The sequence below is a fragment of the Bradyrhizobium sp. HKCCYLRH1030 genome, assembly GCF_051168395.1.
Classification (GTDB): Bacteria; Pseudomonadota; Alphaproteobacteria; order Rhizobiales; family Xanthobacteraceae; genus Bradyrhizobium.
The window spans coordinates 182,119-193,773 of sequence record NZ_JBNPUY010000008.1; the positions used below are offsets into that span (position 1 = coordinate 182,119).

At 66.3% G+C, this 11,655-nt stretch carries 8 protein-coding genes; 2 read left to right on the forward strand and 6 right to left on the reverse strand.

Translation table 11 applies throughout. The features are described 5' to 3' along the window. Positions 1-6 precede the first annotated feature (6 nt). The gene (locus ACQR1E_RS23550; RefSeq protein ID WP_434897634.1) at positions 7-2,100 is read right to left on the reverse strand and encodes a methyl-accepting chemotaxis protein; all 2,094 of its coding nucleotides are present in this window, start codon (positions 2,098-2,100) and stop codon (positions 7-9) included. Positions 2,101-2,278: 178 nt separating this feature from the next. Between ACQR1E_RS23550 and ACQR1E_RS23555 the strand changes: the two genes are divergently transcribed. Beyond that, a complete protein-coding gene (locus ACQR1E_RS23555; RefSeq protein WP_315713847.1) occupies positions 2,279-2,434 on the forward strand; it encodes a Thivi_2564 family membrane protein in 156 nt (51 codons plus the stop codon). Between the two features lie 64 nt (positions 2,435-2,498). On the opposite strand, the gene ACQR1E_RS23560 is transcribed toward ACQR1E_RS23555, so the two are convergent. The 3 genes from ACQR1E_RS23560 to ACQR1E_RS23570 all read right to left on the reverse strand — a co-directional run bounded on the left by ACQR1E_RS23560 (position 2,499) and on the right by ACQR1E_RS23570 (position 7,287). Next, positions 2,499-4,661, reverse strand: a complete 2,163-nt coding sequence (locus ACQR1E_RS23560; RefSeq protein WP_316201469.1) for a malate synthase G — start codon at positions 4,659-4,661, stop codon at positions 2,499-2,501. A gap of 1,248 nt (positions 4,662-5,909) precedes the next feature. Beyond that, positions 5,910-6,371 (reverse strand): hypothetical protein, encoded by a 462-nt coding sequence (locus ACQR1E_RS23565; RefSeq protein ID WP_434841727.1) that lies wholly within the window; start codon positions 6,369-6,371, stop codon positions 5,910-5,912. A 187-nt stretch (positions 6,372-6,558) separates the two neighbouring features. Continuing rightward, the gene (locus tag ACQR1E_RS23570; protein WP_315825999.1) at positions 6,559-7,287 is read right to left on the reverse strand and encodes an MgtC/SapB family protein; all 729 of its coding nucleotides are present in this window, start codon (positions 7,285-7,287) and stop codon (positions 6,559-6,561) included. Between the two features lie 380 nt (positions 7,288-7,667). Here ACQR1E_RS23570 and ACQR1E_RS23575 point away from each other — a divergent pair, with 380 nt between their 5' ends. Further along, positions 7,668-8,660, forward strand: coding sequence for a cytochrome-c peroxidase (locus ACQR1E_RS23575; RefSeq protein ID WP_316172647.1), 993 nt, complete (start codon positions 7,668-7,670; stop codon positions 8,658-8,660). Between the two features lie 203 nt (positions 8,661-8,863). Here ACQR1E_RS23575 and cysC read toward each other — a convergent pair whose 3' ends face one another. Next, positions 8,864-10,780, reverse strand: coding sequence for an adenylyl-sulfate kinase (cysC, locus tag ACQR1E_RS23580; protein WP_315826001.1), 1,917 nt, complete (start codon positions 10,778-10,780; stop codon positions 8,864-8,866). A gap of 14 nt (positions 10,781-10,794) precedes the next feature. Further along, positions 10,795-11,619 (reverse strand): sulfate adenylyltransferase subunit CysD, encoded by an 825-nt coding sequence (gene cysD, locus ACQR1E_RS23585; RefSeq protein WP_315826002.1) that lies wholly within the window; start codon positions 11,617-11,619, stop codon positions 10,795-10,797. Positions 11,620-11,655 lie beyond the last annotated feature (36 nt).

Here is an 11,655-nt window from a genome sequence, read left to right on the forward strand (position 1 = left end):
AGGTCGTCAGGCGGCGCGGATCTTGCCGAGGAAGTCCCTGACCTGATGACCGAGATTCCTGCTCTGGCTCTCCAGCGTCTCTGAGGCTGTGCGCACGTCGTCGGCCGCCGCCGCAGCGGCATCGGCGTCCGACTTGACGCCGGTGATGTTGTCGGAGACGTTCCTGGTGCCGTCGGCGGCGAACTGGGTGCTGCGTGAGATCTCCTGCGTCGCCGCCCCTTGCTCCTGCACCGCCGCGGCGATCGCGGTCGCCACCTCGTTGACCTCGCCGATGATGCCGCCGATGCGCTTGATCGCGTCGATCGCGTCGTTGGCGACGCGCTGGATGTCGGCGATCTGCTCGGAAATCTCGTCGGTCGCCTTCGCGGTCTGGCTCGCCAGCGTCTTCACCTCGGAGGCGACGACGGCAAAACCCTTGCCGGCCTCGCCGGCGCGCGCTGCCTCGATGGTCGCGTTCAGCGCGAGCAGGTTGGTCTGCGAGGCGATGCTGTTGATCAGCCCGACCACCTCGCCGATCCGATTGGCCGATTGTGCCAGCCCCTGCACCGTGCCGTCGGTCATCCGGGCCTGCTCCACCGCGCGGCTGGCAATCCCGGCCGCATGAGACGCCTGCTTGCTGATGTCGGCGATCGAGGCGTTCAGTTCCTCCGCGGCCGAGGCGACCGTCTGCACGCTCGTCGACGCATCGCTGGAGGCCTTCGAGGCCTCCTCGGCGCGGGCATTGGTCTGCCGCGAGACGTTGGTCAGTCCGGCGGACGTCGCCTGCATGTCGGTGGAGGCGCGGCCGAGCTGCTCGAGCGAGTCGCGGACCAGCCCCTCGAACTCGCTCACATAGCTTTCGATCGCCCGCTGGCGCGCGACCGTCGTTTCGTTGCGTTGGCGCTCCTGGGCCTCGATCGCGAGCTTGTCCTTGGCCTGCTGCTTGAACGTTTCGAGCGCGCCCGCCAGCGCACCGATCTCGTCCTGCCGCTGCATGTAGCCCGTCTCGACGCTGAGGTCGCCGCTCGCAACCGCCAGCATGGCATCGCGCATTCTGTTGAGTGGCTGGATCACCCGGCGGCTCACCAGCATCAGCGCGGTGCCGCCGATCATGGTCGCAGCGATCAGGAGGCAGAGTTCGACCCCAAGGGTCCGCATGGCCGCCGCATGCTGCTCCTCGATATAGGTCCTTGCGGTCTCGAGCGCGGTCTCGGCGACCGCAACCGCCGCATTGAGGCGCCCGACCGTGAATGGGCTCCATTTGTTGGCGACCATCTCTGGCGTCTCGCCGCTCGCGAGCGCGTTGACGAGGCGATCGCGCAGCGCCGTGTACTCGGTCTCGAAATAGGCCTTGCGCGTGGCCTCCAGCGCGGCCGTCATCGCGGCCGGCCATTTTGCGCCGGTGGTCGCGAGTTCGAGCGCCTTCCATGCGGCCTCGGCGCCGCCGACCGCCTTGGTATAGTTCAGCCGCGCCTCGGGCGTGATCTTGCCTGCGGCGAGGCCGTTCGAAACCAGGAAGGAGGCATCGCCGGCGGTGTTGCGCAGCAGCCATGCGATCTGCTTGATCTGCAACAGCTGATCGATGGTCGGATCCGCATGGTTGACCTCGGCGGCGAGAATGGCCTGGATCTTCTCCAGCGTCTCCAGCAGCCTGTCCTCGGTCTGCATGTATTCCTTGCCGAGCGCCAATCGGCGCGACGCCTTCGGCTTGGCGACCTCCTGCCAGAATTCCCTCTGCTGATCGCTCAGCGTTGTCAGCAGTTGTTGGAATTGCGAGAGCAGCGCCGCCTTGTCAGCAAACTCGATGCCCGGAAGGGTGCCCAGCGCGCGGCCCATGGCGGGCATGGCGACGTCGCGCAGGCCGCGGACGTATCGCTCGGTCTCTGGCTCGACCTTCTCGTCCACGGTCACCATGCGGTTCGAGGTCGAGCGGTCGGCCCGCAGCTTGTCCATCGCCTTGAACATGCTTTCGGAGGCATCGACGATCGAGCTGATGCGCGCGGTGAGCTCGAGCTGCTGCCACGAATTGTAGGCCCGCGAGGCGAACAGGCCGACAAACAGGCATGCCGTCACCAGGATGATGGCCTTCAACGTCGTGGAAATGGTCAGGCGGTTCAGCATGTTGATCTCCGATTCACCGCATTTGACCGCAGACCCGTAAAAATCTGGATGAGGGCTGGCTCCGTTGAACTACGGAGACAGTCGTTGAGCACTCAGGTTCCGGGAGTGGAACTACCAGCCGCCGAGCGTGTTAGCTGATCACCGCCAGCGCATCCTCCTCTCGTTCAGGGGCTCATTCATGCTCGTCAGTGCTCTCGTCACCTTTCTCGTCGTCATCCTCATCCTCTATTTGATCAACCTGCTGCCGATCGACGGCCGGGCCAAGCAGATCTGCCGCGTGATCGTCATCGTGCTCGGCGTGATCTCGCTGCTTCGATTCATCGCGGTGATATGATCTGGCATCATGTTACCTCCGGCAGATCAAAAAAAGCCCCGGCGGATGGCCGGGGCTTTTCGCATCAGGCGCTTGCCTTCGCCTCGCGGCGGCGCGCCGTGAGGATGTATTCGGTGTAGCCGTTTGGCTGGGTGCGGCCTTCGAACACGAGGTCGCAGGCCGCCTTGAACGCCACGCCGTCGAACGACGGCGCCATCGGCTGATAGAGCGCATCGCCGGCATTCTGCTTGTCGACCACGACGGCCATGCGCTTCAGCGAATCCATCACCTGCTCCTTGCTGACCACGCCATGGTGCAGCCAGTTGGCGAGATGCTGGCTCGAGATGCGCAAGGTGGCGCGGTCCTCCATCAGGCCGACATCGTGGATGTCGGGCACCTTGGAGCAGCCGACGCCCTGGTCGATCCAGCGCACGACGTAGCCGAGAATGCCCTGGCAGTTGTTGTCGATCTCCTGGCGCACGTCGTCGGGCGCCCAGTTCGATTGCGACACCGGAATGGTGAGGATGTCGCCGAGCTTGGCGCGCGGGCCGCCCTTCGCGAGTTCCGCCTGGCGGGCGTGAACGTTGACCTGGTGATAGTGCAAAGCGTGCAGCGTCGCCGCGGTCGGCGACGGCACCCAGGCGGTGGTGGCGCCGGCCTGCGGGTGGCCGATCTTCTGCGACAGCATGTCGGCCATCTTGTCCGGCGCGGCCCACATGCCCTTGCCGATCTGGGCATGGCCAGGCAGGCCGCAGGTCAGGCCGTTGTCGACGTTCCAATCCTCGTAGGCCTTGATCCAGGGCTGCGCCTTCATCTCGTTCTTGCGGATCATCGGACCGGCTTCCATCGAGGTGTGGATCTCGTCGCCGGTGCGGTCGAGGAAGCCGGTGTTGATGAAGACGATGCGCTTGGACGCGGCCTGGATGCACGCCTTGAGGTTCACCGTGGTGCGGCGCTCCTCGTCCATGATGCCGACCTTCATGCTGTTCTCGGGCAGGCCGAGCATCTTCTCGACGCGCGCGAACAGCTCGACCGTCAGCGCCACCTCGTCCGGGCCGTGCATCTTCGGCTTGACGATGTAGATCGAGCCGGTGCGGCTGTTCCTGACCTTGGAGAGACCCTTGAGGTCGTGCATCGCGAGCAGGCCGGTGACGGCGGCGTCGAGAATGCCCTCCGGCACCTCCTTGCCCTCGGAGTCGAGCACCGCGTCGGTGAACATGTGATGCCCGCAATTGCGGATCAGCAGCAGGCTGCGGCCGTGCAGCGTGAGGCTGCCGCCGGACGGCGTGGTGTAGCTGCGGTCGCTGTTCAGCGCGCGGGTGAGTGTCTTGCCGCCCTTCTCGAAGTCGGCCGACAGCGTGCCGTTCATCAGGCCGAGCGTGTTGCGGTAGACCAGCACCTTGTCCTCGGCGTCGACGGCGGCGACCGAGTCCTCCATGTCGAGGATGGTCGAGACCGCGGCTTCCAGGATCATGTCGGAGACGCCGGCCGGATCGTCCTTGCCGATGACATGGCTGCGGTCGATCACGACCTCGACGTGGAGGCCGTTGTTGGCAAGCAGGATCACGGAGGGCGCGTCGGCCGAGCCTTGATAGCCGGCGAACTGGTCGGCGTTCTTGAGCGCAGTGGCGTTGCCGCTCTTCAGCTTGGCCGAGAGCTGGCCGGCAATGACGCTGTAGGCGGTGACGTCGGTGTGGCTGCCGGTGGCGAGCGGCACGGCGGCGTCGAGGAAGGCCTTGGCCTTGGCGATCACCTTGTCGCCGCGGGCCTTGTTGTAGCCCTTGCCCGCTTCGCTCGGATCGTGCGGGATGGCGTCGGTGCCGTAGAACGCGTCGTAGAGCGAGCCCCAGCGCGCATTCGCCGCGTTCAGCGCGTAGCGGGCGTTGGTGAGCGGCACCACGAGCTGCGGCCCGCAGATCTTGCCGATCTCTTCGTCGATATTGGCGGTCTCGACCTTGTGCGTGGCCGGCTCGGGCAGCAGGTAGCCGATCTCCTTCAGGAATGCGGTGTAGGCGCCGAGGTCGAAGGCCTTGCCCTTGTTGGCGAGGTGCCAGGCGTCGATCTTGTGCTGCAGGGCGTCGCGGAAGGCGAGCAGCTCGCGGTTCTTAGGGCCGAGATCGCGCAGGATCGCGGCAAGGCCGGCCCAGAACGCGTCCGGATCGATCCCGGTCTTCGGCGCGGCCTCCTTGGCGATGAAGTCGAACAAAACGGGGGCGATCTTCAGTCCATGGGCGTCGATACGGGTCATGATGAGACGTTTCTCTCGAATAGGGCGACGTTGCGCGTGTCTTGGGCGTGCTGAAATGGCCGCCTCGAAGGCGGCGTGTGCAGTGCATTTAGCGCCAAAGCGGGGGCCACGAAAGGGGGGAGGGGTATCGCAGTTGGTCGGGGGAGGGCAGCGGACAGGCGGGCTGGTTCCGGGCGGAGTGATGACAAGTAATTTCGCACGACCGCCTCAGAGTTCGGCCGCGAGCCCACAGCCGTGCAGAGCCCTCGGATCGGGCACGCTGCCACCCTCCCCTGGAGGGGGAGGGTCGACTCGCAACGAGCGAAGCGAGATGCGAGGCGGGGTGGGGTGATCTCTCCACGAGCGCCGGTGCCCGTGGCATCACCCCACCCCGCCGCGCATCGCTGCCGCGACGTGCGCCGACCCTCCCCCTCCAGGGTAGGGTGACAACGCACAGCGTGCCGCAAATGGCGTTTCGACGTACACCAAACGGCTGCGGACAACTCAACGAAGGTGATCGCTCGTGGTGGTGATGGCTCATGCAACTTCGTCCTCGCGGCGCCTGTTCGCGTCCGAGCTTTGCACACTTGCCGCCTCTCGGTCACGAGAGGCGCAGGGAAGGCCGGGTGCAGGCTGCACCCATGGCCCGCCTGCAGAAAAAAATGCAGGCGGCAGTCACCACAGGTTCAGCCGGACATCCGGCCTTCCCTGCGCGATGGCTCTACGGTTGCTCCGTGGTCTCCCCGGTGCGCCGGGCTTTCTGGTCACCGTTGCCCGCGCGACGCGTCGGCGTCGCAGCTTGCGTGGCATCAGCGTCGGGATGCCAGGACCCCACGGCTTGGCCGTGCGCCTCGGGACTGTCCGTCGACATGATTGCTCACGCCGCAGCCCAAAGCGCCCACCGCATCCCGCACCCGACGTCCGTGACGGTCGCGAACTGTCCCTCGTGTGGGACGGGATGAACATAGACCTATCATGATTTCTGAAAAAAAGAAAGTAGAATTTTTGGGCGGGAGGATTGGACGGCGCGCGCAGCTTGATGGGACCCAAAGAATTCGTTTCTTGGTGCACAGGAATCATGCCGGCGTGCAGCCGTGACGAGATGGAGGCTGCAAACGAACGCAGGGTGAGCTCGAATGTTGGTCGCGGCTGTGTGTCGGCTCTTCGCCACGCTCTTCGAGCAGGATGCCATGCATGCGCTTGGTCGGCTCGGCGCGGTGAGTACACGCCGCCTGCGGCATCGCATTGCCTCCCTCCGCCACTGCGGAGCTATGCCCACGCCATGCCGATCACGATCGCAGGACGGTCGCTTTCCTTGTTGGGTCCCTCAATCACGCGCCTGCGGACCTGTGCGCCGCGCTCGCGCCGATGGCGACGATCCAAGCGCCTCGCTACCGTCGTCAAGCTGTTGGCAAGGCGTCCGATCGATGCGGTCGCCTGCTTGATGAGAAACAGGATCGTCGTGACGCGACTGAGGATGCCGACGAGAAGCAGGACGGAGAAGATATCGATATAGGCCAGGATATCGCCGACGAGCATCAGTTCGGGCGGGATCGGGATGCTATGATAATAGGCCAGGCCGAGGATGATGACCGGCAGGAAGGCGACGATCCGCCTCAGTGTCAGCCGGTCCAGGAAGGCGGCGAACTGGACGACGAAAACGTCCCACAGCCAATCGCCAAGGAGAGCTGGCTGATCGATGGTCCATTTTCTCCAAAGCGCCTTCCACATCGGCTCTGGCCCTCCGTCGGATCGCTCACGATTGAGCATACCACCTTCGAGCCGGACGGGAACCGTGCTTCGAGACCGCGCTCGAACTCTCGGCATCAGCCTTTGGGTCTGATCAATGGAGCAGATTCAGAGGCAGGTCGGGAGGATCTTGCGATGGACAGCGATGACCGCAGCAACGCTGCTCCCCTCACGCCCTTGACGGCGCCAGCCGGAATTCCACCACGTCCTCGGCCGTGGACAGGTCGCGCGCCATCGTTGCGGTCTCGAACCGGCCGGCGGCCTGCAGCACCAGCTCGAAATGGAATTGCCGCTTCGCCTCGCTGTATTCGTAGCACCAGTCCAGCACGTCGAAGCCATAGGCCCGCATGCATTCGCGCAGTTCTGCCTCGCTCGGCTGCAGGCCGTGGCGGTAGACGACCGACAGCGACAGCGTGGTCTGATGCGGCAGCCATTTCTCGACTTGGCCGAGCAGGGTCATCGCGGCCAGCGACAATGCCGTGGCGCACAGCGCGGTGCCGTAGAAGCCGATGCCGATGATGATGCCGATCGCCGACGTCATCCAGATCGAGGCGGCCGTCGACACGCCGCGGATGGTGAAGCCGTCCTTGATGATGACGCCGGCGCCGAGGAAGCCGATGCCGGTCATCAGGCCCTGGATCACGCGCGTCGGATCGGAGACGGTCGGCGACACCGCCATGCCGCCATACCAGCTGCCGGGAAAGCCGTTGATCGCCGTCAGCAAGGTCGATGCGACGCAAACCAGGGCGTAGGTCCGCATGCCGGCCGCGCGTCCGTGATAGGTGCGCTCGTAGCCCAGCAGCAGGCCGACGGCCGCCGCACCCATCAGGTGCAGCAGCAGAATCCCGTTCGTCTCCAGTTCGGCCGTCGACCAATAGGCCGCCAGATGCTCCATCATGCGCCTCGACCGCGTTGCTGCGGGTGGCGTGAACTGTGCGGATCAAGTGCTAATTTCTGCTTGCCGATGCGGCGGCCGCGCCGTGGGCAAACTGCTGTCCAGGCACGAGCCGGCGCACTCCTCCGTAGTTCTCCGGCCAGGATGCGCGCAGCGCCTGACGCGCCGGCGCGCCGTCGTCGATGGAGGCGACAGGTTCTCACATTCGCCGCGCCGGCTGTTCTCGACGCACGCCGGCATCGCGTCCGCCGATGGCGGTCAGGCCGTGCACTGACGCCGCTCAATCCCGCCTGCGCCGATTCATTGCCCCCGCACAGTCCCACTTCGGACGTAAAAGCTATCGATAACGATTTGCATCAAGGGGATGTCGGGGGAGACGGGCGATGTCGTTCACGGGGCTGCGGTCGGTCGTCTTGTGTCTTGGCCTGCTCGCCCTGCCCGCGCTTGCGGCGGACAAATCTGTAGCGCCCTATCTCGCGGCAGCTCCGCAAAAGCCGACCTTGCTGCAAATGCTGGCTTCAGCGTTGAAGCCGAAATCGGCGCACGCGGCGTCGTCCGAGCACAGGCCGAGAATCCGCCACGCCACCGCGGCGGTGAGGAAGCAGCCGAAGGCGCCGTCAGCACCTGCCGTGACCGAGGCGCCGGTGGCCGAGCCCACCACGGTCGGCGCCGCCGTGGCGCCACCGGCCCAGCTCTCCGAAGCCGAACTCGCCGCCAAGGGGCTGGAGCTGTTCAACGACGCGAGCCTCTCCGGCGGCAGCAAGGCGTCCTGCGCGACCTGCCACTTCTCGACCGGGCATACCAACAACAAGACCTATGTCGGCCTCGACGTGGTCGCCGACGGCGATCCCAATGGCCGGAATACGCCGACGCTGTGGGGTGTCGGCGAGCGTGCGGTGTTCGGCTGGGCCGGCCAGGCGCCGACCCTGGAGGACAGCATCCGCGGCATCATCGTCAATCGCATGAAGGGGCCGGAGCCGTCGCCGGAGACCCTGGCGGCGCTGGTCGCCTATGTGCGCACGCTGAACTATCCGGCGAACTGGCAGGTCAAGGGGGACGGCACGCCGAGGGAGGATGCCAGCGCGGCCGTCAGGCGCGGCTATGAGCTCTATATCGGCGACGGCGGTTGCGGCACCTGCCATCAATTGCCGAGCTTCGACAAGAAGAGCAAAGACGACATCGGCACCGGCGGCAAGTTCAAGGTGCCGACCCTGCATGCGGCCGCGTCGACCGCGCCGTATTTCCACGACGGCCGCACGGCGTCGCTGCGCGACGCCGTCAAGCTGATGTGGGAGTTCTATGCCAAGAAGATGGAGACGCGACTGCCGACCGAGGCCGAGCTCGACGATCTCACCGCCTATGTCGGCGCGCTGTAGCTTCGGGCTGAGCTGGGTCGCGCTTCACCGTCATTCCGGGGCGATTGACAATGCGCAGCCGTGAAGCGGCTGTGCGTTGACGATCGAACCCGGAATCTCGAAGTGATTGGGGATTGAGCGCAAGGCAATGTCGAGATTCCGGGTTCAAGGCCTGCGGCCTTGCCCCGGAATGACGGGGTGCATGACAAGTCTGGAAGCAGACGTCAGATATTCGCGCCGAGATCGGCGATGTCGTCGAACAGCACGGATGTCCGCGACAGCAGCGCCTCGAGCTCGTCGGTGGCGTCCGCAATCCCGCGCGTCGCGGTGTCGATCACCAGTTCCGCATCGAGCGGCGGCTCGTAGTCGGTGCCGATGCCGGTGAAGTTCTGCAGATTGCCGGCGCGGGCCTTGGCGTAGTGGCCCTTGGGGTCGCGGCTCTCGCAGATCTCGGCGGCCGTCGCGACGTAGACCTCACGGAACAGGTCGCCGGCGACGCGGCGCGCAGCCGCGCGGTCCTCGCGCGCGGGCGATACCGCGGCGACGATCGCGATGTGGCCGTTACGGGCGAGATGGGTCGCGACCTCAGCGAGGCGACGGATGTTCTCGGCGCGGTCCTCCGGCGTGAAGCCGAGATCCTTGTTGAGGCCGGCGCGGACGGTGTCGCCGTCGAGCAGCACCGGGGCGCCGCCGCGGCTGAACAGCCGCCGCTCCAGCGCGCGCGCCAGGGTCGACTTGCCGGCGCCGGGCAGGCCGGTCATCCACACGACGGCGCCCTTGTGGCGATAGCGATCGGCGCGCTCCTGCGGCTGCAGCGCCGATTCCACCGGCATGATGTCGACCGGTGCGGCGCGCTTGCCAGCGGCGATCGACAGCACCAGCCCGCCGCCGGCGATGCGGCCCTGCACCTCGATGACGAGACGGCCGGTGCGCGCATTCTCGGTGTAGGGATCGACGGCGACCGGCTGGGTCAGTGCGATCTCGATCTCGCCGACATGGTTGCGCGCGATCGAAGCGTTCTCTTCGTTGGACAGCGAGCCCGGGTCGACCGCCTTCGCGATCGCGACGACGCTGCCGCGCGCCTCGCGGGTGCCGAGCCGGACCAGGATGCTGTCGCCTTTCGACAGCGGCTGGTCGTGCAGCCAGAAGATGCGGGCATGCAGCCGGCGCGCCGCCTGCGGCTCGCGGCCGACATGGGCGATGACGTCGCCGCGCTCGATGAACAGCTCGCGATCGAGCGTGATGCCGACCGAGCGGCCCGCGCCCTGCGCCGTGGTCACCGGGGTCTGCGGCCAGCCCTCGACGGTCCTGATCTTGGCGATCTTGCCGGCGGGCATGATCACGATCTCGTCGCCGGCGCGCAACTCGCCGGCCTCGACGCGGCCGGCGACGATGCGGCGGTCGTCGAACTTGTAGATCGCCTGCACGGGTAGGCGCAGCGGCAGGCTCGACAGCGGCTTGGCCGGCTCCAGCCCGTCGAGCGCCTCGACCACGGTCGGGCCGTCGTACCAGCCGATCCGCGAGGTCAGCTCGGCGACGCCGTCGCCGTCTCGCGCGGAGATCGGGATGACGGCGACCGGCTTGACGCCGAGGCCTTCGAGATGCGCCGAGATCTCGGCCTTGATCGCGTCGAAGCGGTCTTCGCCGAAATCGACGCGGTCCATCTTGTTGACGACGACTGCGACCTGCTTCACGCCGAGCAGATGCAGGAGATAGCCGTGGCGGCGGGTCTGGTCGCGCACGCCTTCGAGCGCGTCGATGATCAGCACAGCGCCATCGGCCTGCGAGGCGCCGGTGATCATGTTGCGCAGGAATTCGGCGTGGCCGGGCGCGTCGATCAGCACGACCTCGCGCGCATTGGTGCGGAAGCGGATCTGCGTGGTGTCGATGGTGATGCCCTGGTCGCGCTCGGTCTGCAGCGCGTCGAGCAGGAACGACCATTCGAACGGCATGCCGCGGCGGGCGGAGACGGCCTGCAGCATCTCCAGCTTGCCCTCGGGCAGGCTTCCGGTCTCATGCAGCAGGCGGCCGACCAAGGTCGACTTGCCGTGGTCGACATGGCCGACGATCACGATGCGGACCTGCGGACGGGTGGTGCCGTTCGGCGTGGCGGGGGCGGCTGACGGGACTCGCATGTTCATCGCCTTATCCCCCCTCACAGATAGCCGGCGACGCGAAGCCGCTCGAAGGCGTCCTCGGTCTCGTGGTCGAGCGCGCGGCCGGCACGCTCCGGCACCTTGGTGCTTTCGAGTTCGGCGAGAATCTCGGGGATGTTCGAGGCGTTCGATGCGACCGGGAAGGTGATGTCCTGATCGCCGAGCGAGCGATAACGCTTGCCGTTCCTGGACAGATACAGCGGGATGATCGGAATGTTCTCGCGCGCCGTGTAGGCCCAGATGTCGGCCTCGGTCCAATGCAGGATCGGATGGATGCGCAAGTGAGCGCCCTGCGGCGGCGAGGCGTTGAAGTGATCCCAGAATTCCGGCGGCTGGTCGCGCACATCCCAATGGCCCTCGGCTCCGCGCGGCGAGAACACGCGCTCCTTGGCGCGCGTCGCCTCCTCGTCGCGGCGGATGCCCGCGATCAGACCGTCGAAGCCATGCTTGGCGAGCGCCATCTTCAGGCCTTCGGTCTTGCGCGCAGCCGAGCGTGCGGCGGGCGGCAGTGTGGGATCGACGGCATCGATCGGCGGGCACGGCTCGACCTTGAGATCGAGGCCCCATTCCTTCGCGTAGGTGTCGCGGAAGGCGTACATCTCGGGAAACTTCTTGGCCGTATCGACATGCATGGCCGGAAACGGCACCCGGCCGAAGAACGCCTTGCGCGCCAGCCAGATCATCACGTTGGAATCTTTTCCCAGCGACCACAGCAGCGCCAGCTTCTTCAGCCGTGCAAAGGCCTCGCGAAGGATGTAGATGCTCTGCGCCTCCAGCTCGTCGAGATGGTCCATCGTCGGTGCGGCGTTGAGGACGCGCGGCATGGAAGATGCTTGCTCGATCTCGGAGGAGGGCAACCG

Excerpts from the sequence above, each read along its gene's own strand:
- ACQR1E_RS23550 (WP_434897634.1), bottom strand. The coding sequence starts at position 2,100 with ATGCTGAACCGCCTGACCATTTCCACGACGTTGAAGGCCATCATCCTG.
- ACQR1E_RS23555 (WP_315713847.1), top strand. The coding sequence starts at position 2,279 with ATGCTCGTCAGTGCTCTCGTCACCTTTCTCGTCGTCATCCTCATCCTC.
- ACQR1E_RS23560 (WP_316201469.1), bottom strand. The coding sequence starts at position 4,661 with ATGACCCGTATCGACGCCCATGGACTGAAGATCGCCCCCGTTTTGTTC.
- ACQR1E_RS23565 (WP_434841727.1), bottom strand. The coding sequence starts at position 6,371 with ATGTGGAAGGCGCTTTGGAGAAAATGGACCATCGATCAGCCAGCTCTC.
- ACQR1E_RS23570 (WP_315825999.1), bottom strand. The coding sequence starts at position 7,287 with ATGATGGAGCATCTGGCGGCCTATTGGTCGACGGCCGAACTGGAGACG.
- ACQR1E_RS23575 (WP_316172647.1), top strand. The coding sequence starts at position 7,668 with ATGTCGTTCACGGGGCTGCGGTCGGTCGTCTTGTGTCTTGGCCTGCTC.
- cysC (WP_315826001.1), bottom strand. The coding sequence starts at position 10,780 with ATGAACATGCGAGTCCCGTCAGCCGCCCCCGCCACGCCGAACGGCACC.
- cysD (WP_315826002.1), bottom strand. The coding sequence starts at position 11,619 with ATGCCGCGCGTCCTCAACGCCGCACCGACGATGGACCATCTCGACGAG.